General features: G+C 68.7%; 21 protein-coding genes. 4 read left to right on the forward strand and 17 right to left on the reverse strand.

Features of this window, described 5'->3' with window-relative positions; genetic code table 11:
- The 5 genes from AC1DJH_RS15945 to AC1DJH_RS15965 form a co-directional block, all read right to left on the reverse strand.
- A partial coding sequence (locus tag AC1DJH_RS15945; RefSeq protein WP_478186311.1) for a tripartite tricarboxylate transporter permease occupies window positions 1–1,106 on the reverse strand: 1,106 nt, incomplete at its 3' end.
- A gap of 12 nt (window positions 1,107–1,118) precedes the next feature.
- The gene (locus tag AC1DJH_RS15950) at window positions 1,119–1,607 is read right to left on the reverse strand and encodes a tripartite tricarboxylate transporter TctB family protein (RefSeq protein WP_435487191.1); all 489 of its coding nucleotides are present in this window, start codon (window positions 1,605–1,607) and stop codon (window positions 1,119–1,121) included.
- A gap of 206 nt (window positions 1,608–1,813) precedes the next feature.
- Complete coding sequence (locus AC1DJH_RS15955; protein WP_192323417.1) at window positions 1,814–2,224, reverse strand: RNA recognition motif domain-containing protein; 411 nt, start codon at window positions 2,222–2,224, stop codon at window positions 1,814–1,816.
- A gap of 180 nt (window positions 2,225–2,404) precedes the next feature.
- Window positions 2,405–2,641 carry a DUF3820 family protein gene (locus tag AC1DJH_RS15960; protein ID WP_435446788.1) on the reverse strand — a complete coding sequence of 79 codons (237 nt, stop codon included), beginning with the start codon at window positions 2,639–2,641 and terminating at the stop codon, window positions 2,405–2,407.
- 7 nt (window positions 2,642–2,648) lie between these two features.
- Window positions 2,649–3,029 (reverse strand): translation initiation factor Sui1, encoded by a 381-nt coding sequence (locus AC1DJH_RS15965; protein ID WP_435438865.1) that lies wholly within the window; start codon window positions 3,027–3,029, stop codon window positions 2,649–2,651.
- 47 nt (window positions 3,030–3,076) lie between these two features.
- Between AC1DJH_RS15965 and AC1DJH_RS15970 the strand changes: the two genes are divergently transcribed.
- Entirely contained in the window at window positions 3,077–4,372 is a 1,296-nt protein-coding gene (locus AC1DJH_RS15970) for a DEAD/DEAH box helicase (protein ID WP_478186312.1), read from the forward strand.
- Window positions 4,373–4,382: 10 nt separating this feature from the next.
- Here the strand turns inward: AC1DJH_RS15970 and AC1DJH_RS15975 are convergent, their stop codons facing one another.
- From AC1DJH_RS15975 to argE, 11 genes are all read right to left on the reverse strand, one after another.
- A complete protein-coding gene (locus AC1DJH_RS15975; RefSeq protein ID WP_478186550.1) occupies window positions 4,383–4,685 on the reverse strand; it encodes a Dabb family protein in 303 nt (100 codons plus the stop codon).
- Between the two features lie 17 nt (window positions 4,686–4,702).
- Window positions 4,703–5,014 (reverse strand): YciI family protein, encoded by a 312-nt coding sequence (locus AC1DJH_RS15980; RefSeq protein WP_472113810.1) that lies wholly within the window; start codon window positions 5,012–5,014, stop codon window positions 4,703–4,705.
- Between the two features lie 135 nt (window positions 5,015–5,149).
- Window positions 5,150–6,313, reverse strand: coding sequence for an acyl-CoA dehydrogenase family protein (locus AC1DJH_RS15985; protein ID WP_478186313.1), 1,164 nt, complete (start codon window positions 6,311–6,313; stop codon window positions 5,150–5,152).
- A gap of 10 nt (window positions 6,314–6,323) precedes the next feature.
- The gene (locus tag AC1DJH_RS15990) at window positions 6,324–7,484 is read right to left on the reverse strand and encodes an acyl-CoA dehydrogenase family protein (RefSeq protein ID WP_435487183.1); all 1,161 of its coding nucleotides are present in this window, start codon (window positions 7,482–7,484) and stop codon (window positions 6,324–6,326) included.
- Window positions 7,485–7,509: 25 nt separating this feature from the next.
- Window positions 7,510–8,421: an SDR family oxidoreductase gene (locus AC1DJH_RS15995; RefSeq protein WP_435487182.1), complete on the reverse strand. Its 912-nt coding sequence runs from the start codon at window positions 8,419–8,421 to the stop codon at window positions 7,510–7,512.
- 41 nt (window positions 8,422–8,462) lie between these two features.
- Window positions 8,463–10,427 (reverse strand): acetyl/propionyl/methylcrotonyl-CoA carboxylase subunit alpha, encoded by a 1,965-nt coding sequence (locus AC1DJH_RS16000; RefSeq protein WP_478186314.1) that lies wholly within the window; start codon window positions 10,425–10,427, stop codon window positions 8,463–8,465.
- A gap of 61 nt (window positions 10,428–10,488) precedes the next feature.
- Window positions 10,489–12,099: an acyl-CoA carboxylase subunit beta gene (locus tag AC1DJH_RS16005; protein ID WP_478186315.1), complete on the reverse strand. Its 1,611-nt coding sequence runs from the start codon at window positions 12,097–12,099 to the stop codon at window positions 10,489–10,491.
- 104 nt (window positions 12,100–12,203) lie between these two features.
- The gene (locus tag AC1DJH_RS16010; RefSeq protein WP_478186316.1) at window positions 12,204–12,983 is read right to left on the reverse strand and encodes an MHYT domain-containing protein; all 780 of its coding nucleotides are present in this window, start codon (window positions 12,981–12,983) and stop codon (window positions 12,204–12,206) included.
- Window positions 12,984–13,120: 137 nt separating this feature from the next.
- A complete protein-coding gene (locus AC1DJH_RS16015) occupies window positions 13,121–14,812 on the reverse strand; it encodes a Vgb family protein (RefSeq protein WP_478186317.1) in 1,692 nt (563 codons plus the stop codon).
- A gap of 121 nt (window positions 14,813–14,933) precedes the next feature.
- Window positions 14,934–16,211, reverse strand: a complete 1,278-nt coding sequence (locus AC1DJH_RS16020) for a DUF445 domain-containing protein (RefSeq protein WP_472113793.1) — start codon at window positions 16,209–16,211, stop codon at window positions 14,934–14,936.
- Window positions 16,212–16,213: 2 nt separating this feature from the next.
- Complete coding sequence (argE, locus tag AC1DJH_RS16025) at window positions 16,214–17,380, reverse strand: acetylornithine deacetylase (RefSeq protein ID WP_435494373.1); 1,167 nt, start codon at window positions 17,378–17,380, stop codon at window positions 16,214–16,216.
- A gap of 99 nt (window positions 17,381–17,479) precedes the next feature.
- Here argE and AC1DJH_RS16030 point away from each other — a divergent pair, with 99 nt between their 5' ends.
- The 3 genes from AC1DJH_RS16030 to AC1DJH_RS16040 all read left to right on the forward strand — a co-directional run bounded on the left by AC1DJH_RS16030 (window position 17,480) and on the right by AC1DJH_RS16040 (window position 21,060).
- Window positions 17,480–18,676 carry a glycerophosphodiester phosphodiesterase gene (locus AC1DJH_RS16030; protein WP_478186318.1) on the forward strand — a complete coding sequence of 399 codons (1,197 nt, stop codon included), beginning with the start codon at window positions 17,480–17,482 and terminating at the stop codon, window positions 18,674–18,676.
- A 90-nt stretch (window positions 18,677–18,766) separates the two neighbouring features.
- On the forward strand, window positions 18,767–19,969 hold the full coding sequence (locus AC1DJH_RS16035) for a M20 aminoacylase family protein (RefSeq protein ID WP_472113784.1): 1,203 nt from the start codon (window positions 18,767–18,769) through the stop codon (window positions 19,967–19,969).
- Window positions 19,966–21,060, forward strand: a complete 1,095-nt coding sequence (locus AC1DJH_RS16040) for a M14 family metallopeptidase (protein ID WP_478186319.1) — start codon at window positions 19,966–19,968, stop codon at window positions 21,058–21,060. Before AC1DJH_RS16035 ends, AC1DJH_RS16040 begins: the two co-directional genes overlap by 4 nt.
- Here AC1DJH_RS16040 and AC1DJH_RS16045 read toward each other — a convergent pair.
- Entirely contained in the window at window positions 21,050–22,180 is a 1,131-nt protein-coding gene (locus tag AC1DJH_RS16045; RefSeq protein ID WP_478186320.1) for an ABC transporter substrate-binding protein, read from the reverse strand. The two genes, AC1DJH_RS16040 and AC1DJH_RS16045, sit on opposite strands and share 11 nt — an antisense overlap.
- Window positions 22,181–22,186: the final 6 nt, after the last annotated feature.

The following is a 22,186-nucleotide window of genomic DNA, read 5'->3' on the forward strand; positions in this document are numbered from 1 at the left end:
TTGCCGATCCACATCGAGGCGATCAGGCCCCAGAACAGCTCGGGGTTGCTGGTCATCACCTGCGGGCCGGGCTGGATGTTGTGGATCGTCATGGCACCCACCATCAGCGCCATCACCGCGTTGGGCGGAATGCCCAGCGTCAGCAGCGGAATGAAGGAGGTCTGCGCGCCGGCGTTGTTGGCCGACTCGGGCGACGCCACGCCGCGGATGTTGCCCTTGCCGAACGGGACTTCGCCCGGGCGCATCTTGATCTTCTTCTCCAGCGCATACGAGGCGAACGAGGCCAGCAGCGCGCCGCCGCCCGGCAGGATGCCCAGGGCCGAACCCAGCGCCGTGCCGCGCAGCACCGCGGGCGTCATGCGCTTGAAGTCTTCCTTGGTGGGCCACAGGCCCTTCACCTTGTGCGTGAACACCTCGCGCTCGTCGTCGGGCTGCGAGAGGTTGCCGATGATTTCGCCGTAGCCGAACACGCCCATGGCGATCACCACGAAGCCGATGCCGTCGGTCAGTTCAGGAATGTCGAAGCTGTAGCGCGCCACGCCCGAGTTGACGTCGGTGCCCACGATGCCCAGCAGCAGGCCCAGCACGATCATGGCCACCGCCTTGATCAGCGAACCCGACGCCAGCACCACCGCGCCGATCAGGCCCAGCGTCATCAGCGAGAAGTACTCGGCCGGGCCGAACTTGAAGGCCAGCTCGGTCAGCGGCGGGGCGAAGGCCGCGAGGATCAGCGTGCCGACGCAGCCCGCGAAGAACGAGCCCAGCCCGGCCGCGGCCAGCGCGGGGCCCGCGCGGCCCTGCCTTGCCATCTGGTAGCCGTCGATGCAGGTGACCACCGAGGACGACTCCCCGGGCAGGTTCACCAGAATGGCCGTCGTGGAGCCGCCGTACTGCGCGCCGTAATAGATGCCGGCCAGCATGATGAGCGCCGACACGGGCGGTAGCGCATAGGTGGCAGGCAGCAGCATCGCGATGGTCGCGACCGGCCCGATGCCGGGCAGCACGCCGATCAGCGTGCCCAGAATGCAGCCCAGCAGGCAATACAGCAGGTTGGTGAAGGTGAAGGCAACGCCGAAACCGATGGAAAGGTTGTGGATCAGGTCCATGGTGCGTGCTCCTCAGCCCGAAATGAAAGTGGGCCAGACCTGGATCTGGAGCTTGAGCGCCCAAATGAAGGCCACGTAGCTGCCGGCGGCCAGGATGGTCGACAGGATCAGCACGTCGCGCAGCTTGAAGTGCTCGCCCGCCATGCTCGAGATGATCGTGAGGGCGTAGATCGCGATGATCATCCCCATGGCCGGCAGCCCGATGCTGGGCAGCCCGCCCAGCAGCACGCCGAAGGCGAGGTTGGCGCCGAGCACGAAGGCCAGGGGCTTCCAGGCCCACTTGCCGATCGGGTCGCCGTCGGTGGTCTCGACCACCAGCGCCTGGAACATGATGATGGCGCCCAGAAAGGCCAGCAGGATGCCCAGCATCAGCGGGAAGTACCCCGGCCCCATGCGGGCGCCGTCGCCGATGGTGTAGGTCGTGGCGCCTATCGCGAAGGCCCCTCCCACGCTGGTGAACATGACTCCTGAAAAGAAGTCCGCCTGACTCTTGATGCGCATGTCTCGCCCCTCTTGTTTTGAAGGAGTGAGCGTCGTTCTGCGCGGCTGACCGTTGGCTGACCGCGAGGGTACGGACAAATGCTTACCGGGTTTCCATGAGGGCGACCTGACTGCGGGCTCGGAAGGGGGGCGGTAGAAACGAAAAAAGCTCCCGAAGGAGCTTTTTTCATTCAGAGAGCCGGAGCTCTCGGACGTGCAGGGAGGGCTTAGTAGCCGCCGCGGCCACCGCCGCCGCCGCCGTAACCGCCGCCACCACCGCTGCGGCCACCGCCGCCGCCGCCGTAACCGCCGCCACCACCACCACCGCCGTAGCCGCCACCGCCACCACCGCCGTAGCCGCCGCCACCACCGGTGCGGGGGGGACGAGCTTCCATCGGACGGGCTTCGTTCACCGTCAGGGCACGGCCCTGGAGCGAATGGCCGTTCATGGCTTCGACAGCTGCGAGTGCTTCAGCATCCGTGCCCATTTCGACAAAGCCGAAGCCCTTCGAACGACCGGTGTCGCGTTCCATCATGACCTTGGCGCTGACGATCGAGCCGAACTCGCCGAAAGCCTGTTCCAGGTCGTTGTCACGCACGGAGTAGGCGAGGTTGCCTACGTAGAGTTTCTTGCCCATTGAGGGACTCCTAATTCAAACCAACAAAACAAAGCGATGGAGTCCCAGAATCACAACAAACAAGTGCGCTGTGGCGCGAAACTGACCGATCACCGAATTACGTGCACGGGAGACAAGTCTCACAGACACGTAAGCCGGATTATCCAGCGTGAATTGCAAAAAGAGTGGGAAATTCGTGTGTTATTGCGAAACAGTCCGACCCGGCGGGCGATTTCGCAACGGTTTCAGGAGGTCCGAAAGCCCGTTGTGGTCTATCTCATGCATCAGGGCGAGCAGCCGGCCGATGTCGCCTGAGGGAAAACCCTCACGCGCAAACCAATTCAGGTAATTCCCGGGCAAATCGGCGATCAGCGTGCCCTTGTGCTTGCCGAAAGGCATCGGGAGGCTCACCAGGCGCTGCAGGTCTTCGGGCTTCATCGGGTGCTCAGCCTCCCGCTCGCTTGACGGTGTGGCCCTGCTTGACGAGGGCGGCGATCACCGTTTCGCGGTGGTCGCCCTGGATTTCGATCACGCCGTCCTTCACCGTGCCGCCCGAGCCGCAGGCCGTCTTGAGCTGCTTGCCGAGCGCCGCGAGGCCTTCGGCGTCCAGCGCCACGCCCTTGACGACGGTCACGCCCTTGCCTTTGCGCCCCTTGGTCTCGTGCGATACACGCACAATGCCGTCGGTGGCCGGCGCGCGCGCGTTGAGTTCCTTGCAGCGGCACCGGGCCACGGGCTCGCCGCAGTCGGGGCACATGCGCCCGCCCGCCTCGGTGGAGTACACCAGGGCGCTGCCGGTCTGATTGCGCTGTTTCATCGTCGACATTCGCTACGTCTCTCTTCTCTCTCGGGTTTCTCTCTCTGTCTGCTCACATGCCATTCGTTTCACTGGGCCTGGCCCCCGCGCTCGTTCAGGCTGCCGCCGAAAGCGGTTATGCCGCGCCGACCGCCATCCAGGCCGCGGCCATCCCCGCGATTCTGCAGGGCCGCGACGTGCGGGGCTCGGCGCAGACCGGCTCCGGCAAGACCGCCGCATTTTCCCTGCCCGTGCTGCAGCGCCTGAGTGCCCAGCGCGTGGACGGCCCGCGCCGCGTGCGCGCCCTGGTGCTCGTGCCCACGCGCGAACTCGCGGCCCAGGTCGGCGAGACCATGCGCAGCCTGGCGCAGCACCTGCCCGAGCGGCTGAAGATCGTCATCGCCTTCGGCGGCGTGTCGATCAACCCGCAGATGATGGGCCTGCGCGGCGGCGCCGACATCGTCATCGCCACGCCGGGCCGGCTGCTCGACCTGGTCGAGCACAACGCGCTCAAGCTGAATGCCGTGTCGACGCTGGTGCTCGACGAGGCCGACCGCCTGTTCGACCTCGGCTTTGCCGAGGAGCTCGGCCGCATCCTGGCGCTGCTGCCCGCGCAGCGCCAGAACCTGCTGTTCTCCGCCACCTTCCCGGCCGCCATCCAGGCGCTGGCCGACGGCATGCTGCGCGAGCCCGCCGTCATCGACGTGCAGGGCGAGCCGGGCACCGAGCCCAATATCGTGCAGCGCGTGATCGAGGTCGACGCCATCCGACGCACGCAGTTGCTGCGCCACCTGCTCAAGCAGCACGAAGGCGAATGGGACCGCGTGCTGGTCTTCGTCGCCACGCAGCATGCGGCGCAGATCGTGGCCGAGAAGCTCTACAAGAACGGCATCTACGCGGTGCCCTTCCACGGCGACATCGCGCAAGGCACGCGCACCGACATCCTGTCGCAGTTCAAGGAGAGCCGCTGGGACGTGGTGATCGCCACCGACCTCGCGGCGCGCGGCATCGACATCGCGCAGCTGCCCGTGGTCATCAACTACGACCTGCCGCGTTCGCCCACCGACTACATCCACCGCATCGGCCGCACCGGTCGCGCGGGAGAAAGCGGGCTCGCGATCAGCTTCGTGAGTGCATCGACCGAGGCGCACTTCCGCCTGATCGAGAAGCGTCAGGGCCTGAGCCTGCCGCGCGAGCGCGTCGAAGGCTTCGAGCCGACCGAAGCGGCCGTGCCGGTGACCGATGCGTCGGGCACGGGCGGCGTGAAGGGGGCGCGGCCGAGCAAGAAGGACAAGCTGCGGGCGGCGGCGGCCCTTGCAGCGGCCCAGCGCGGCGAGGGCGGCCAGGGCGATCAGGGCGGCCCGAACGACTGACGCAGGCGCGTCACTCCGCCGCGTAGTCGACCTGGTGCCGCGCGACGCGCAGCTCGCCCAGCTCTTCGCGAATGCGCAGGTGCGCGGGGTGTGTGGCGTAGCCGTCGAGCGCGGCCTGGCTGTCGAACTCGCTGTAGAGCACCACGTCGCAGGCGTAGCCCACGCCGCTTGAATCGACACCCACTTCCAGGTGCAGAAGGCCCGGCACCTGCCCGCGCAGCGACTCGAACTTGCGCTTGAGCAGCTGGCAGGCCTGCGCCTTTTCTTCCGGCGTGTCGCCGCGCAGGTTCCACATCACGATGTGCTTGACCATGGAGGCAGCGCGCTCGCTCATTCGGCCGGCGCAAAGCCGACCTTCTGCGGCCACAGGTTGGTGAAGGCCAGGACCGAACTCGAACTGCTGGCATAGAGCCCGGCGCGCGTGAAAGGCTCGTTCGCCTGCCATTGCTCGGCAGCCGCGCGGCTGTCGAATTCGATGGCCAGCAGGCTGCCCACCATCGTCTTTCCGTCGTCGGCCAGCAGCGGGCCGGCGAAGGCCATGCGGTCGGCCACCTGCGCCAGGTAGGCCTTGTGCTCCGGGCGCACCGCGGTGCGCAACGCGGCCGAACCGGGCTTGTCGAGAAGATGGAAGACGAAGATCACACGGGGCTCCTGCTGTGGGTGGCCGCTCGATGCTAAGCAGGCGCGGCGCAGAACGCCATGCACCGGCAGCCTCGCCGGTGAAGAACAGTTTTCCGCTGGCGTGCGATCGGCCTGCGGCGCGCCCGGTCTGGCCGCTCACCAGCCCATCTGCTTGGCCGCCAGCTCCTTCATGATTTCCTCCGCCCCGCCGCCGATCATCATGACCTTCACCTCGCGGTAGATGCGCTCGCTGACGGTGCCGCGCATGAAGCCCATGCCGCCCAGGATCTGCACCGCCTGGTCGGCGCAGAACTGCATGGTCTGCGTCGCATGGTTCTTCAGCATGCAGATCTGCGCCACCCACTCGGGCGCGTTGAAGCGGCCGGCCGCCTCGAGCGCATCGCCCTCGGCCGACACGGCCTCGATCCATGCTTCGGTGGAGGCGATGCGCATCTGCATATCCACCAGCTTGTGGCGCACGGCCTGGTGTTCGATGAGCGCGGCGCCGAAGGTCTTGCGCTCACGCGACCAGGCCAGTGCTTCGTCGAGGCAGGCCTGCGCGAAGCCGAGCGCCCCGGCGGCCAGCCCGATGCGCTCGCCGTTGAAGTTGCCCATGACCATGCGAAAGCCCGCGCCTTCGTCCCCCAGCAGGTAGCGCGCCGGCACGCGCACGTTGTCGAAGTGCAGCGTGGCGGTGTCGGAGCACAGCCAGCCCATCTTCGCCAGTCGCGTGCGCGAGAGGCCCGGCGTGTCGCCCGGCACCAGCAGCATCGAGATGCCGCCCGCGCCGCGGCCTTCGCTGGTGCGCACGGCCACGGTGATCCAGTCGGCGCGCATGCCCGAGGTGATGAAGGTCTTCTCGCCGTTCACGACGTAGTCGTCTCCGTCGCGCCGTGCCGTGGTGCGCAGCGCCGCCACGTCGGAGCCGCCGCCGGGCTCGGTGATGGCCAGGGCCGCGATCTTCTCGCCGCGCAGCACCGGCGGCACCACCTCCTGGCGCACCGCCTCGCTGCCGTGCAGCACCACGGGCGGCAGGCCGATGTTGTGCGAGAACAGGCTGGCGAGCACGCCGCCGCTGCGTCCATGGCGCGCGAGCGCGATCCACGCGGGCAGCTTCAGCGAATACGAGGCGGGCGTGCCGCCCAGTTCCTCGGGATAGCTCAGGCCCAGCAAGCCGAGCTCGGCGGCGCGCGTGTAGAGCGCGCGCGGAAACTCGCCCGCGTCGTCCCATGCCTGCACGTGCGGCGCGATCTCGGTTTCGGCGAAACGCCGCACCGTGTCGGCGAGCGCGGCGCGGTCGGCTTGCAGTTCGGCGTTCATGGCCGCGTCTTCAAACGCGCGGCGCCCGCTTGGCGATGCCCATGGTCTTTGCGAGGATGCCCAGCATCACCTCGTCCGCGCCGCCGCCGATGGAGCCCAGCCGCCCGTCGCGGTACAGGCGCGACACGCGGTTTTCCAGGGTGAAGCCCATGCCGCCCCAGAACTGCAGGCAGGTGTCGGCCACCTGCCGCGTGAGGCGCCCGGTCTTGAGCTTGGCCATTGATGCGAGTTCGAGCACGTCCTCGCCCTGCACATGCAGGTCGCAGGCGCGGTAGGCGAGGGCACGCAAGGCTTCGACTTCGGTCTTCAGCTCGGCCAGCTTGAACTGAACCCACTGCTGGTCGGCCAGCGTGCCGCCGAACATCTGGCGCTGCTGCGCCCATTCGATGGTCTGGGCGATGCAGTCTTCCATCGCTTCGAGCGAGCTCGCCGCGGCCCACAGCCGCTCTTCCTGGAACTGCTGCATCTGGTAGATGAAGCCCTGGCCCTCCTCGCCGACGCGGTAGCGCTGCGGCACGCGCACGTTGTCGAAGTAGATGAGCCCGGTGTCGCTCGAGTTCATGCCGATCTTGCGGATCTTCTTCGCCTTCTCGATGCCGGGGCTGTCCATCGGCACCATCACGAGCGACTTGTTGCGGTGCACCGGTCCGTCGCCGGTGTTGACCAGCATGCACATCCAGTCGGCCTGCAGGCTGTTGGTGATCCACATCTTCTGGCCGCTGATGAGGTAGTCGTCGCCGTCCTTGCGCGCATGGCTCTTGAGGCCCGCCACGTCGCTGCCCGCGCCGGGCTCGCTCACGCCGATGCAGCCGACCATGTCGCCCGCGATGGCGGGCGCCAGGAACTCGCGGCGCAGTTCGTCGCTGCCGAAGCGCGCGAGCGCGGGCGTGCACATGTCGGTCTGCACGCCGATGGCCATGGGCACGCCGCCGCAGCTGACGTGGCCGAGCGCCTCGGCCATGGCCATGGCGTACGAGTAGTCGAGCCCGCCGCCGCCGAAGGCCTCGGGCTTGTTCAGGCCCAGCAGGCCCAGGTTGCCGAGCTTCTTGAAGACCTCGTGCGCGGGGAAGATCTCGGCGGCTTCCCATTCGTCCACGTGCGGATTGATCTCTTCGTCGATGAAGCGGCGCAGGGTCTTCTGGATCTCGAGGTGTTCGTGCGTGTACTGCATGGGGTTGTCTCCGTTCGTTCTTTCTTCACTTGTCCTGCGCGTCCTGGAACACACGCGGCGTCTGCGCCAGGTGGAAGCCGTCGAAGGGCTTCACCGCGCCGCGCTGCCGTGCCTGGGCATCGGGCAGTTCCATCGGCCAGCCCATGCGCACCTGCGGCCGCGCGCCGTCCACGCGCAGCACGGTGCCGCTGATGAAGCTGGCCGCGGGGCACAGCAGGAAGGCGATGGCGGCGGAGGTCTCGGCCTCGGTGCCGAAGCGGCCCGCGGGCAGGGTCTTGCGCATGGCGCGCAGCATGTCGCCGGCCTCGGGCGGGTAGTGGTCCATGCCGCTGGAGGCGATGTAGCCCGGCGCCACCGCGTTCACGCGCACGCCGCTCACGGCCCATTCGGCGGCGGCCGTCTCGGTGAAGCTCACCATGCCGGCGCGCGCCGCGCCGCTGTGGCCCATGTTGGGCATGGAGCCCCAGATGTCGGCCACGATGTTGACGATGGCGCCGCCGTGCGCCTGCATGCTTTGCACATAGCACTCGCGGGCCACCAGGAAGCCGCCCGTGAGGTTGGTGTGGATCACCGCCTCCCAGCCCTTGGCCGAGATGGCGGCCAGCGGCGTGATGTACTGGCCGCCCGCGTTGTTGACCAGCCCGTCGATGCGGCCCTGCGCGGCGACGACGGCGCCGATGGCCGCGCGCACCGCGTCTTCCTGGCGGATGTCGAAGGCCTGCGTGCTGGCATGGCCGCCGGCGGCCTCGATCTCGGCTCTCACCGCGTCGAGCTTTTCCTGTTTGCGCCCGACCAGCACCACGTGCGCGCCGAGCGCCGCGAGTTCGTGCGCGGTGCAGCGGCCGATGCCGGAGCCGCCGCCGGTGACGACGATGACCTGCCCGTCGAACAGGCCGGGGGTGAAGACGGAGCGGTAGCGGGATGAAGAGGCGTTCATGCGAAGGACTTTCGGAAACTTGTCTTGCGGTGTGTCATGCGTCATTCGCCAACGATCTCGGCGACCTCGGCCACCACATGCCGCGCGGCCACCTGCGCGCCGACCGCGACATGCAGCGCGACGCGCCCGGCGCGCGGTGCGCAGTGCACGTGCTCCATCTTCATCGCCTCCAGCGTGACGAGCGGCTGGCCTGCGGCGACCGCATCGCCTTCGGCCACCAGCAGTGCGATGACGCGGCCGTTCATGGAAGCGCGCAGCAGGCCGTCGCGGCCGGCATCTGCGGCGCGTGCCACGGCCGCGTGCGTGAGGTCGTCGAGCCGGAACGCGCGGCCACGGAAATGGAAGAAGACGCGGCCGGCCTCGCGCACCACGAGCGCCTGCTCGGCCAGTCCGCCGCACGAAAAGCGCAGCGTGCCGTCGTCCTGCAAGGCGACCAGCGCGATCTGCGCGACCTGCGCGGGCGCCTGGTCGTCCAGCACTACATCGAAGGCGCCCTTGCCGCGTGGCGTCACACGGGCCGCGTGCACCGCGCCGTCGAGCGCAAAGCGCAAGGCGTTGGGCAGCGTGTGCGCCAGCGGCGACGGCCAGCCGCGCTCGCCGAGTTGCAGCAGCAGGGCGGCGAGCAGCGCGGCCTGCGTGTCGGCCGGGGCATCGGGCGCGAGCAACGCACCCGAGTGATCTGCAATGAAGGCCGTCGTCGCCGCGCCGCTGGCGAACACTTCGTGCGACAGCGCGCGTTGCAGCAGTGGCTGGTTGGTCGCGATGCCGAGCGCCACCGTGTCCTGCAGGCCCGCCATGAGCCGGTGCCTGGCTTCCTCGCGCGTGCGGCCGTGCGCCACCAGCTTGGCGATCATCGAGTCGTAGAAGGGCGGCACGGCCGCGCCGTCGCGCAGCGCGTGTTCCGTGCGCAGCGCGGGCGAAGGCCGCCACGCCGCGAGCGTGCCGCTCTGCGGCATGAAGCCCTGGTTCGGGTCTTCGGCGCACAGGCGCACTTCGATCGCATGGCCGGTGATGCGCACGTCCTGCTGCGCCAGCGGCAACGGTTCGCCGGCGGCCACGCGCAACTGCAGCTCGACCAGGTCGAGCCCGGTCACGGCCTCGGTCACCGGGTGCTCCACCTGCAGCCGCGTGTTCATTTCCATGAACCAGTACCGGCCTTCGGCATCGAGCAAGAATTCAAGCGTGCCCGCGCCTTCGTAGGCGATGGCCTTCGCCGCCGCCACGGCCGTGGCGCCCATGCGCTCGCGCAAGGCCTCGGACACCGCGGGCGAAGGCGCTTCCTCGATCACCTTCTGGTGCCTGCGCTGCACCGAGCAGTCGCGCTCGCCCAGGTGAATGGCGTGGCCGTGCCGGTCGGCGAACACCTGGATCTCGATGTGGCGCGGCGCGACGATGGCGCGTTCGAGGATGACGGTCGCGTCGCCGAAGGCGTTGAGCGCTTCCGACTGCGCGCTGCGCAGCAGCTCGTCGAACTGCGCGGCAGATGCCACGAGCCGCATGCCGCGTCCACCGCCGCCGGCCGTGGCCTTGATCATCACGGGCCAGCCGATGCGCGCGGCTTCGGCGGCCAGCCGCTCCGCGCCCTGGTCGTCGCCCTGGTAGCCCGGAATGCACGGCACGCCCGCGGCCTGCATCAGGCGCTTGGCGCCGGCCTTGTCGCCCATGGCGCGAATCGCCTCGGGCGACGGTCCGATGAAGACCAGGCCCGCGTCGCGGCAGGCCTGCGCGAACTCGGCGTTCTCCGCGAGGAAGCCGTAGCCCGGGTGCACCGCGTCAGCGCCGCTGGTGCGTGCGGCCTCGACGACGGCGGCGATGTTCAGGTAGCTCTGCGCGGGCAGCGACTCGCCGATCCACACGGCCTGGTCGGCCTGGCGCACGTGCTCGGCGTCGGCGTCCGCGCTGGAATACACGGCCACGGTGCGGTAGCCCATCGCGCGCGCCGTGCGCATCACGCGCACCGCGATCTCGCCGCGGTTGGCGATGAGGATCTTGCTGAAGCCGTTCACTGAAAAACCTCCGCGCTGCGCACTGCGGCGCGCGCTTGCTTGGGGCGGCCCGGCGCTTCGCTCATGGCCGCGCCACCGAAAACTGCATGGCTTGCGGCACGCGCGCATCGGCATCGCGGCAGACCGACAGCACCTCGGCCAGCACGGCACGCGTGTCGCGCGGGTCGATCACGCCGTCGTCCAGCAGCAGCGCGCTGGTGGTGAACACGCTCATCTGCCGATCGAAGCGCTCGACGATCTGCTGCTGCATGGCGTCGATCTTCGCGTGGTCGACCGCACCCTTGCGCGCCATGCCGGCCTCCATCACGATGGCCATGGTCTTCGCGGCCTGCTCGCCGCCCATCACCGCGGTGCGCGCATTGGGCCAGCTGAAGCAGAAGCGCGGCGCAAAGCCGCGCCCGCACATGCCGTAGTTGCCCGCCCCGTAGGAGGCGCCGCAGTGCAGCGTGATCTGCGGCACCGTGGCGCTGGTCACGGCCTGGATCATCTTGGCGCCGTGCTTGATGATGCCGGCCTCCTCGTGCGCGCGGCCCACCATGTAGCCGGTGATGTTCTGCAGGTAGACGATGGGCGTGCGCGACTGGCAGCAGGCCTGGATGAAGTGCGTGGCCTTGGTCGCGCCGTCGGAGTCGATGGGGCCGTTGTTGGTGATGAGGCCCACCGCGTGCCCTTCGAGCCGGATGTGGCCGCAGACGGTGGCGCTGCCGTAGTGTTCGCTGAACTCGAGGAACTCCGAGCCGTCGGCGATGCGCGCGATGACCTCGCGCATGTCCACCGGCCGCCGGCCGTCGCTGGGCATGAGGCCCAGCAGGTCGTCGGCGTCGTGGCGCGGCGGCGCGAAGGGGCGCGGCTTGTCTTCGCGCGCCCAGTCGATGCCGCCGAGGATGGAGCGCGCGATGCGGATGGCGTCTCGGTCGTCTTCGGCCAGGTAGTCGCCCAGCCCGGAGATGTGCGCGTGCATCACCGCGCCGCCCAGTTCTTCTTCGGTCGCGATCTCGCCGGTGGCGGCCTTCAGCAGCGGCGGCCCGGCCAGAAAGGCCCGCGTGCGGTCGCGCACCATGACGATGTAGTCGGACAGGCCGGTCTGGTAGGCCCCCCCCGCGGTCGATGAGCCGTGCGTCACCGTCACCACCGGCAGCCCGGCGGCCGACAGGCGCGCCAGGTTGCGAAAGATGCCGCCGCCGCGCACGAAGTCCTGCACGCGGTATTGCATGAGGTTGGCGCCCGCGCTTTCCACCAGCTGCACGTAGGGCAGCTTGTTTTCGAGCGCGATCTCCTGCACGCGCAGCTGCTTGTCCAGCCCCATGGGCTGCAGCGCGCCGGCGTCGATGCCCGAGTCGGACGCGCTCACCATGCAGCGCACGCCCGACACCCGGCCGATGCCGGCGATCACGCCGCCGCCGGGCACGCTCTTCGACAGGTCGGGGTTGTCCTGGCCCAGCCCGGCGAGCGAGGCCAGCGGGAGAAAGGGCGCGCCGGTGTCCAGCAGCAGCGCGATGCGCTCGCGCGGCAGCAACTGGCCGCGCTTGGCAAAGCGCTCGGCCGATGCGCCGGACGTCGCCGCGGCGCGGGCCTCGTGCGCGCGCACCTCGCCGAGCAGCGCGAGCATGCCGGTGCGGTTGGCCTGAAAGGTGTCGCTGGCCGCGTGCAGCCGGGATTCGATGACGGGCATGGGGTCTGTACGGATCGTTGTTGTCGCTCTGTACGGACTTTAGGAGGGGCCCGCCGCCCCTGCTTGCGCCAACTAGCTGGTGGGCGCTCCCGGGCGTCGGTGCGTCAGTGGGCCGTGGGCCGCCGCACGCCGGCCGCCGGTGTCGTGTCGAGGCTGCTGCCGGTGACCACCCAGTAGATGAAGATCAGCACCGCGCCGGCCGTGCCGAACACGATGAGGCCCATCGAACTGCCGCCGATGGCCAGCGCGTCGACCGGCGCGGCGGCGGTGCAGACCATGCGCGCGGCGCTCATGCCCACGTAGTGCATGGTGCACACGGCCACGCCCATCACGGCGGCGGCCGCCACCTTGTGGGAGAACTTGCGCAGGTTGAACGCCAGCCACAGCGCGGCGGCGGCGGCGCTGACGGCAATGACCACCGACAGCGCGACCCACGCCACGTCGAAGTCCATCTCGGCGCGCATGTTCATCGCGAACATGCCCATGTAGTGCATCACGCACGCGCCGGCCCCGGCCAGCAGGCTGCCGCCCAGCCAGCCGGACCTGCTGAACCGGTGGCGGCCGCCGGCCATGTACAGCGCAATGCCGGAGATGAGCACGGCCGCCACCAGCGACACCGCCGTGAGCGGCACGTTGTACGAAATGGCCACCGGCAGCCGGTACGCCAGCATGCCGATGAAGTGCATCGACCAGATGCCGATGCCGCCCAGCGCCACCGCGGCGCAGGCCACGACGGCAAGGTTGGGCCTGCCGTCCGCGCCGACCATGCGCCCGGCGCATATGAGCGCCACCAGCGAGCCGGCGAACGAGATGAAGAAGGAGAGCGCCACCATGCCCAGGGAATATTCGGGCAATAGCAGCTGGCCTGCGACGAGCGGAGTCATGCGTGTTCCTTTCGATGAAAGAAAGGACGGCTCGCGAACCCCCGAAAACGGAATGCGACCGGGACGCCGCGAGACGTCCGGGCCAGTTTGTAATGGTTGTTTTAAAAAGTAAACAGGTAATTACACTTCTTGTTACGCTACCTTACGGCGCGAATTCGATAGATCGCATTGTTGCGGTCGGCCGCCATGTAGATGGTGCCGTCGCGCCCCACGGCCACGCCGGTCACCACGTACGGCGGCGGCAGCCCGGGGCCGGGCGCGAGGCCGATCGGCAGGTTCTCGGCCACGGTGCGGCGGCTGCCGTCGGCCGGGTCGATCTCCACCAGCCGGCGCGCCGCGCTCTCGGCCACGATGAAGCTCCCCCAGGGCGTTTGCGCCACGCCTTCGGGCAGCGCCAGCCCGTCGGCCACGGTGCGCAGCGGCGCGCTGGCGTCCAGCGGAATGCGCAGCAGCTTGCCCGCCGCCTCGGTCACGTAGAGCGCGCCGTCCTGCCCGATGACCATCTGCACCGGCCCGTTCAGGCCGCTGGCAACGACCGACTTCTGGACGAACTTCGGCCCGCTGGCGCGCGTGATGCTGCCGGTGGCGATCTCGGCGTAGATCACGCTGCCGTCGGGCATGGGAATGGCGTCGAACGGCGCCTTCAGGCCGTGGATGGTTTCCACGGTCTTCAGCGTCTGGCGGTCCACCAGCTGCACCGTGCCGGTGAACCACGAGGTCAGCGCAAACAGCCTGGACGACAGGCCGACCGCGAACGGGTAGTCAAGCTCGGGTTCGCGCTGCATGCGGAACACGTCGCGCACCTCGCCCTTGCGCACGTCGACTTGGCGGAAGCCGAACACGTCGGCCACCCACAGGTCGTTGCCGTCGATCTTCATGCCGGCCGGCACCGCCACCTTGCCGCTGGTGAGCGTGCGCAGGTCCCCGGTGGCGGGGTTGAAGGCCAGCACCTCGTTGTTGGCCATGTTCGACACGTAGATCGTGCCGTCCGGTGCAATGGCGAGGTTGTCCAGCGAAGGCCGCAGTTGCCTGGCGACAGTCTTCTTGCCGCTTGCAAGATCGACCCGCACCAGTTCGCCGCTGCGCGCATCGACCACCCAGAGGTTGCCCTTGCCGTCCAGGTTGGCGGCGGCCGGGATCTTGAAGCCGTCGGCAATCACGGTCATGTCGCCGTTCGCGGGGTCTATCTTCACGACCTGCCCCTTGAACCACAGCGGCCCGTAGAGCAGGCCGTCGGGCCCGACCTCGAAGCCGTTGAAGCCGCCCATGTCCTTCTTGATGAGCCGCGGCGGCTTCTGGCCCGTGCGGTCGATTTCCCAGAGCGCGTCGCCCAGGAACACCTGCGAGGCATAGAGCTTGCCGTTGCGGCGGTCGAAGTCCAGCGAGTTCAGGCCGGGCAGGTCCTTGGCGAGCACCTGCAGCGGGGCGGTGTCGTTCTCGCGGTAGCGCAGCATGCCCATGAGGTAGTTGGTCCAGGCCAGCTCGCCCTTCGGACCCACGGCGATGTCGTCGGCCTGGCCTTCGGGGGCGTCGACCAGCACCTTGGCCGCGCCGGTGGTGCGGTCGACCTCCCACAGCGTGTTGCCCAGCACCGAGCCCGCCAGCAGGCGGCCCTTGGCGTCGATGGCCAGGCCGTGCACGCCGGCGAAGGCGGAAGGCGCGACCAGCGCTTCGGGTGCGGCCCACGACACGGGCCGTGCAGGCCGGGTGGTGAGCGGCTCGGCGGACGAGGTGAAGGAAGGCGGGGCCAGCGTGCTGCAGGCGCCCAGCAGGGCCAAGGTGGCGGCCAGCGCGGCGGCGCGAAAAACGCCGGACGAACGACGGGGCATGGGTTTGTCTCCTCTTGTGATGGCGCGAGCAGTCTAGGAGGCCGCCGGGGCGGCGGAGTCTCTCCGGGGACACGGTGCGGACTTTCGTCCGCTGGGGCTTACCCGCCCGGGGGAATCGTGCTCAGCCGCGCAGCAACTGCGTGACCGTGTGGATCAGCAGCCCCACCAGCCCGCCCACCAGCGTGCCGTTGATGCGGATGAACTGCAGGTCGCGCCCGATGTGGCGCTCGAGTTCGACGGTCATTTCCTGCGCGTTCCACTCGCCCACGCGCTCCTCGATGTAGCGGCGGATGTCTTCGCGGTAGCGCTCGATGGCCAGCGGCGCGGCGGCCTCGATCTGCTCGTTGATCCAGCGGCGAATGGCCTCGTCGCCCTGCAGCCGCGTGCCCAGCGCGCCGGCCATCGACGCGATGCGCTGGCGGATGGTCGAGTCGTGGCGGCCCAGGTCGTCGTGCAGCCAGGCCAGCAGCTCGCCCCAGAGGCCGTGCAGGTAGTCGCCCAGGGCAGGGTGCGCGATGAGCTCGGCGCGAATCTGCTCGCCGCGCCGCTGGAACTCGGGGTCCAGCTTCAGGCGCACCACGAAGTCGTCGACGAAGTGGTCGAAGCGCTTGCGCATCGGGTGGTCGGGCTCGGCCGCCAGCTCGCCGAGGGTGTGCGCCACGGCCGCCACGATCTTGCGCGTGGCCAGCTTGGCCGCCACCTGGTCCAGGCCCACGTAGCGCAGCGTCTTGATCTCGCGCGCGATGGCCTCGGTGATGTGCGCCTGCAGTTCGTCGCCCTCGAGCAGGCCAGCCACCTGCTGCAGCACGTCGTCGAGCAGCGCCTGGTGGCGCCCGCCGGCCGTGAGCGCGTCCAGCGCCTGGCCGGTCAGGCGAGACAGGTCGATCTTCTCCAGGCCCGCCGCCGCGGCGCGGCCCATGAAGGCGCGCACCCGTTCGTCGTCGAAGGCCGTCAGGCCATAGCGCGCGGCGGCCACGCCCCATTCGCCCAGCTTCTCTCCGCTGGCCGGGCGGGCCAGCCAGTCGGCGATGCGCCCGGCCGCGTCGAACTGGCGCACCTTGCCCAGCACCTGCGCGGTGCTCAGGAAGTTGTCGCAGATGAAGCCCGCGAGCTTGGCGCCGATGCGGTCCTTGTTGCTCGGGATGATGGCCGTGTGCGGAATCTTCAGGCCCAGCGGATGGCGAAACAGCGCCACCACCGCGAACCAGTCGGCAATGGCGCCGACCATCGCGGCCTCGGCGAAGGCCGCCACATAGCCCGGGGACACCCAGGCCGGGTGCCGCGCATGCAGCACGCTGGCCACCGCATAAAGCAGCGCGGCGCCGCACAGCAGGCCGAGCGCGACGCGCTTCATGCGCCGCAGCGCGTCGCCTGCGCCACTGTCGCCGGTGTCAGCCAATATCAGCCGATGGTGGGCGAGGTGGCCAGCCGTTCCATGAACAGCTCGCAGCGCGCCAGCTGCTCCAGGCTCACGAACTCGTCGGGCTGGTGCGCCTGCTCGATGCTGCCGGGGCCGCACACCACGGTGGGGATGCCGGCGTTCTTGAACAGGCCCGCTTCGGTGCCGAAAGCCACCAGCGTGGTGCGGTCCTCGCCCGCCAGGCGCTGGGCCAGCAGGGTGATGGGGTCGCTGGCCGAGCCCAGGAAGCTCGGGATTTCGCAGATGGTCTCGAACTGGAAGCCGGCGTCCTTGGCCACCTTCTTCATCGAAGGCTCCAGGCCGCCGGCGTAGGCCACCACGTCGGCCTGCATGCGCCTGGCATCGGCGGTGGGCAGGTCGCGGAATTCATAGCGGAATTCGGCGTCGCGCGGCACCACGTTGTCGGCGATGCCGCCGTGGAACTGGCCCACGCTCGCGGTGCTGAAGGGCACGTCGAAGCCCTCGTAGCGCGGCTCGCTGCGCTCGAAGTCCTCGGCCATGTCGCGCACCTTGCCGATCACGCGGGCGGCCATCTCGATGGCATTCACCGACTTGGGCGTGAGCGACGAATGCGCCTCCTTGCCGCGCACGCAGCATTTGTAGCGGTACACGCCCTTGTGGGCGATGGCCGGCACCATGCTGGTGGGCTCGCCCACGATGCAGGCCAGCGGCTTGATGCCCGCGTCGCGCATGTCGGCAATGAGTTCCTTCACGCCGAAGCAGCCGATCTCTTCCTCGTAGCTGAACGCGAAGTGCACCGCGAAGGGCGAGTCGCTTTCCAGGAAGCGGTGGGCATTGGCCAGCGCAATGGCGATGAAGCTCTTCATGTCGGCCGAACCGCGGCCGTACAGGCGCTCGTTCTGCACCACGGCGGAGAGCGGGTCGACGCTCCAGTCCTGGCCGTCCCAGGGCACCGTGTCGGTGTGGCCGGAGACGATCACGCCGGCCGGCTTGCCTTCGCCCAGCGTGGCGAACAGGTTGGCCTTGGTGCGTTCGGCGTTGTAGGTGATGCGGCTCTTCACGCCCAGGGCGGCCAGATGGCTCTGGGCGAAGTCGATCAATTGGAGGTTGCTGTTGGCGCTGACGGTGTTCATGCGAACCAGCGTCTGGGCCAGCAGAAGGCTTTGGGGGGAAAGCGTATGGAGCATGCAACACATTCTCCCGGAAGTCGGCGCGGCGCGCCGGGCGGGGTCGATGCTGTCACGCGAAGCGGGTACGCTGCGCCTCTTTTGGACGGAGAAAAATCCATGCGCACCCTTCAGCTCGCCCTGACCGCGACCGCCGCCCTGTGCGTTGCCGCCTGCGGCACCACCGGCAATTCCGGTTCCGCCAACAAGCTGCTGACGCTCGACGGCAACCCGCCGCTGGTCATTGCACACCGTGGCGCCTCGGGCTACCTGCCTGAAGAAACGCTGGAAGCCTATTCGCGCGCCATCGAGCTGGGCGCCGACGTGATCGAGATGGACCTGGTCTCCACCAAGGACGGCGTGCTCATCGCCCGCCACGACCCCAACCTGGCCATCAGCACCGACGTGGCCAAGCACCCGCGCTTCGCCTCGCGCAAGAAGACCATCAAGGTCGACGGCGAAACCCAGACCGGCTGGTTCAGCAACGACTTCACGCTGGCCGAGATCAAGACCCTGGGCGGCATCTCCACCGACGCCGAGCGGCCGCAGGAGTTCAACGGCAAGTTCAAGGTCGTGACCTTCCAGGAAATCATCGATTTCGCCAAGGCCAAGACCAGGGAAACCGGCCGCACCATCGCCATCTACCCCGAATCGAAGAACCCGACCTATTTCCGCGAACTCGGCCTGCCGCTGGAAGACAAGATGATCGCCGCCATCACGGCCGCCGGCTGGAACAACAAGACCGCGCCCATCTACGTGCAGTCCTTCGAGCCGGGCAGCCTGAAGTACATGAAGAGCAAGGGCCTGAACACGAAGATCATCCAGCTGATCGACGGCGACAGCGTCGACCTGCGCACCGGCACCGTGACCTTCGCCGTGCCCAGCGACCGCCCCTACGACTGGACCAAGGCCGGCGAAAAGCGCAACTTCGACGCCATGGTCACGCCCGCGGGCCTGGCCGAAATCAAGACCTACGCCGACGGCATCGGCCCTTGGAAGCGCTACATCGTGAGCATCAAGGGCACCATCGGCGCCGACGGCAAGCCGGTGGACGTGAACAAGGACGGCAAGATCAACGACGCCGACGCCACTTCCATGGCGCCCACCACGCTGATCGCCGACGCCCACAAGGCCGGCCTGTTCGTGCACCCCTTCACCTTCCGCAACGAGTCGCGCCGCCTGCCGTCGGACTACAACAAGGACGGCAAGAACGAATACGGCGTGTACTACAAGCTGGGCGTGGACGGCGTGTTCACCGACTTCACCGACACCGCCCTGGCCGCGCGCGCGGACTACCTGAAGAGCATCGGGCGCTGAGCCTTGCGTCGAGCGGATCGTTGAGCGCAGCCTGAGGGTTTGCCCGGCACGGTCTTTGCGGGTGTTGTCGCAAAGCCTAGACTGTGAAACATGAAACTCATCGATTCGCTCGTCACGCAGGCGGCCGGCATCGCCGCCGTCCGACGTGACCTCCACGCCCATCCCGAACTCTGCTTCGAAGAAGTCCGCACCGCCGACGTGGTGGCAGGCAAGCTCACCGAATGGGGCATTCCCATTCACCGCGGGCTGGGCACCACCGGCGTGGTGGGCATCATCAAGAACGGCACCGGCAACCGCGCCATCGGCCTGCGCGCCGACATGGACGCGCTGCCCGTCACCGAACTCAACACCTTCGCCCATGCCAGCCAGCACCACGGCAAGATGCACGCCTGCGGTCACGACGGCCACACGGCGATGCTGCTGGCAGCCGCGCAGCACCTGGCGAAGAACCGCAACTTCGACGGCACCGTGTACCTGATCTTCCAGCCCGCGGAAGAGGGCGGCGGCGGCGCGCGCGAGATGATCAAGGAAGGGCTCTTCGAGCAGTTCCCCATGGACGCCGTGTTCGGCATGCACAACTGGCCCGGCATGAAGGCCGGCCAGTTCGCCGTGAGCCCCGGCCCGGTGATGGCGTCGGGCAACAAGTTCCACGTGAACGTGATCGGCAAGGGCGGCCACGCCGCGCTGCCGCAGACCGGCATCGACCCGGTGCCGATCGCCTGCGAGATCGTGCAGGCCTTCCAGACCATCCTCACGCGCAAGATGAAGCCGACCGATTCGGCCGTGATCTCGGTCACCACCATCCACGCGGGCGAAACCAACAACGTGATTCCCGACAACTGCGAGCTGTCGGGCACGGTGCGCACCTTCTCGCTGGAAGTGCTCGACATGATCGAGGCCAAGATGGAGCAGATCGCCAAGCACATCTGCGCGGCGCACGACGCCACCTGCGACTTCCGCTTCGAGCGCTACTACCCGCCCACCATCAACACCGAGGCCGAAGCCGACTTCGCCCGCCGCGTGATGGGCGAGATCGTCGGCCCCGACAACGTGCTGCGCCAGGAGGCGGCCATGACGTCGGAAGACTTCGCCTTCATGCTGCAGGCCAAGCCCGGTGCCTATGCCTTCATCGGCAACGGCGACGGCGCGCACCGCGACGTGCACCACGGCGAAGGCCCGTGCACGCTGCACAACGCGAGCTACGACTTCAACGACGACCTGATTCCGCTGGGCGCGACCTGCTGGGTGCAGCTCGCCGAGCAGTTCCTGAAGCCCGGCGCCGCCGCCGCATGATCGGCATTGCCGAAGCCTTTTCGCCGCGCTACGCCCAGGCACGCCAGAAGTTCCTGCAGGCCTGCGTGAGCGCGGGCCTGACGGTCGAGCCGCACGCACACCCGCTGAAGGGCCGCGACGGCGAGGAGCTCTCGATGGACGTGGCGCTGGACGGCAACGCCGACGCCGAGCACATGCTCATCGTCACCAGCGCCTGCCACGGCGTCGAAGGCCATTGCGGCAGCGGCGTGCAGGTGTTCGCGCTGCACGACGCCGAGTGGCGCGAGAAGGCCAGGGCGCAGGGCGTGGCGGTGCTGTACGTGCACGCGCTCAACCCGCACGGCTTTTCGCACGGCCGGCGCGTGACGCACGAGAACGTCGACCTGAACCGCAACTTCATCGACTTCTCGAAGCCGGTGCCGGTGAACGAGCCCTACGCCAGGCTGCACGAACTGCTGCTGCCCGCCACCTGGCCGCCCACGCCCGAGAACCAGGCGGCGGTGGCCAAGTGGATCGACAAGCACGGCACCACGGCCTACCAGGCCGCCGTGACCAGCGGGCAGTACCAGTTCGACGACGGCCTGTTCTTCGGCGGCAAGGCGCCGACCTGGAGCAACCAGACGGTTCGCAGGGTGCTGAGGCGCCACGCGGGCCGCGCGAAGCGCCTGGCGTGGATCGACCTGCACACGGGCCTGGGCCCCAGCGGCCTGGGCGAACGCATCTACGCCGGCAAGGACGACAAGGCCGCCTACGCACGCGCCAACGCCTGGTGGGGCACGCCGGCCGCGCCTGTCACTTCGATCTACGACGGTTCCTCCACTTCGGCCCTGCTGCGCGGGCTCATGTGGGACTCGGTGTACGAAGAGTGCCCGCAGGCCGAGTACACCGGCATCGCGCTGGAATACGGCACGCTGCCGATCCTCGAAGTGACCGGCGCCTTGCGCGCCGACCATTGGCTGCACAAGCATCCGGAAGCGCCGGCCGACCTGGCCGACGGCATCCGGGCGCGGATGGTGGAGGTGTTCTACACGGACACCGACGCCTGGCGCGGGCAGATCGTCAGCCAGGCCCGCCAGGCCATGTTCCAGGCCGTGGACGGGCTCAGGTCCTGACCCGCCCGTCGCCCGTCAGCATCGAAAGCTCGACGAACTTCGAGCCCACGTGGTTCTTCGCGGAGAACGACACCTCGAACCCGCCGAACTGCTGGCGGTCGATGCTTTCCAGCCCGGCCACGAGGCTGTCGCGCGTCGGCTTGCCCGGCGCCCTGCGCAGTCCCTCGGTCAGCACCTTCGCGGCCAGGTAGCCTTCCATGCTCGAGAAGTTGGCGCTGGCACCGTTGCCGGCCTTGCGCACCGCGTCCGCGAACTCGCGCGCCAGGGTGTTGGCCTGGTTGTAGGGCGAGGGCACCACCTGCGTGACCATCACGCCCGCGGCCTCCTTGCCCAGTTCGTCGGCCAGCGCCTGCGTGCCGACGAAGGACATGTTGAAGAACGTGCCGCCGTAACCCGCCTTGCGCGCCTCGCGGATGAACGCCGCGCAGGCCTTGTAGGCGCCGACTTGCACCACCGCGTCCGGCCGTGCGGCCACGATGGTCTTCACCGCCGCCGCCACGTCGTTCGAGTTGCGCTGCACCGTGGCCAGCGCCACAGGCTTGAGCTGCTGCTGCTCGAGCGCCAGCGTCACGCCGTCGAGCCCGGCCTTGCCGTAGGCGTCGTTCTGATGGAACACCGCGATCTTCTTCTGGCCCAGGTGCGTCAGCTGCTTCACCATCAGCGCCGTCTCGTCGTTGTACGAGGCGCGCAGGTGGAACACGTTCTTTTGCAACGGCTCGCGCAGCGACATGGCGCCGGTGAGCGGCGCGATGAACGGTACCTTGTCCTTGACCGCCAGCGGCATCGCCGCCAGGCTGGTCGGCGTGCCGATGTAGCCGAACAGCGCGAACACGTCCTCGTCGATCAGCTTCTGCGTGTTGGCCGCGCAACGGTCGGGCTCGTAGCCGTCGTCCAGGTTCTTGATCACCACGTTGCGGCGGTCCGGCTGGGCGTTGTAGGTGTCCAGGAACAGCTTGGCGCCCTGGTGGAACTGGATGCCCAGTTGCGCCGCCGGGCCGGTGAACGGCGCCGATTGCCCGAGCACCAGCGGTGCCTCGCCCTGCGCCCGGGCGATGCCGAAGCTGCCCAGCGTGGCGGCCGCGCCCGCGGCCAAAGAAAAACGTCGTCGATTCATCACCATGTTCAA

This window comes from Variovorax sp. 10N412, assembly GCF_056394985.1.

What these genes read in the sequence shown, in the direction of transcription:
- AC1DJH_RS15950 (WP_435487191.1), bottom strand. Translation starts at nt 1,607, where the DNA reads ATGCGCATCAAGAGTCAGGCGGACTTCTTTTCAGGAGTCATGTTCACC.
- AC1DJH_RS15955 (WP_192323417.1), bottom strand. Translation starts at nt 2,224, where the DNA reads ATGGGCAAGAAACTCTACGTAGGCAACCTCGCCTACTCCGTGCGTGAC.
- AC1DJH_RS15960 (WP_435446788.1), bottom strand. Translation starts at nt 2,641, where the DNA reads ATGAAGCCCGAAGACCTGCAGCGCCTGGTGAGCCTCCCGATGCCTTTC.
- AC1DJH_RS15965 (WP_435438865.1), bottom strand. Translation starts at nt 3,029, where the DNA reads ATGTCGACGATGAAACAGCGCAATCAGACCGGCAGCGCCCTGGTGTAC.
- AC1DJH_RS15970 (WP_478186312.1), top strand. Translation starts at nt 3,077, where the DNA reads ATGCCATTCGTTTCACTGGGCCTGGCCCCCGCGCTCGTTCAGGCTGCC.
- AC1DJH_RS15975 (WP_478186550.1), bottom strand. Translation starts at nt 4,685, where the DNA reads ATGGTCAAGCACATCGTGATGTGGAACCTGCGCGGCGACACGCCGGAA.
- AC1DJH_RS15985 (WP_478186313.1), bottom strand. Translation starts at nt 6,313, where the DNA reads ATGAACGCCGAACTGCAAGCCGACCGCGCCGCGCTCGCCGACACGGTG.
- AC1DJH_RS15990 (WP_435487183.1), bottom strand. Translation starts at nt 7,484, where the DNA reads ATGCAGTACACGCACGAACACCTCGAGATCCAGAAGACCCTGCGCCGC.
- AC1DJH_RS15995 (WP_435487182.1), bottom strand. Translation starts at nt 8,421, where the DNA reads ATGAACGCCTCTTCATCCCGCTACCGCTCCGTCTTCACCCCCGGCCTG.
- AC1DJH_RS16005 (WP_478186315.1), bottom strand. Translation starts at nt 12,099, where the DNA reads ATGCCCGTCATCGAATCCCGGCTGCACGCGGCCAGCGACACCTTTCAG.
- AC1DJH_RS16010 (WP_478186316.1), bottom strand. Translation starts at nt 12,983, where the DNA reads ATGACTCCGCTCGTCGCAGGCCAGCTGCTATTGCCCGAATATTCCCTG.
- AC1DJH_RS16015 (WP_478186317.1), bottom strand. Translation starts at nt 14,812, where the DNA reads ATGCCCCGTCGTTCGTCCGGCGTTTTTCGCGCCGCCGCGCTGGCCGCC.
- argE (WP_435494373.1), bottom strand. Translation starts at nt 17,380, where the DNA reads ATGCTCCATACGCTTTCCCCCCAAAGCCTTCTGCTGGCCCAGACGCTG.
- AC1DJH_RS16030 (WP_478186318.1), top strand. Translation starts at nt 17,480, where the DNA reads ATGCGCACCCTTCAGCTCGCCCTGACCGCGACCGCCGCCCTGTGCGTT.
- AC1DJH_RS16035 (WP_472113784.1), top strand. Translation starts at nt 18,767, where the DNA reads ATGAAACTCATCGATTCGCTCGTCACGCAGGCGGCCGGCATCGCCGCC.
- AC1DJH_RS16040 (WP_478186319.1), top strand. Translation starts at nt 19,966, where the DNA reads ATGATCGGCATTGCCGAAGCCTTTTCGCCGCGCTACGCCCAGGCACGC.
- AC1DJH_RS16045 (WP_478186320.1), bottom strand. Translation starts at nt 22,180, where the DNA reads ATGGTGATGAATCGACGACGTTTTTCTTTGGCCGCGGGCGCGGCCGCC.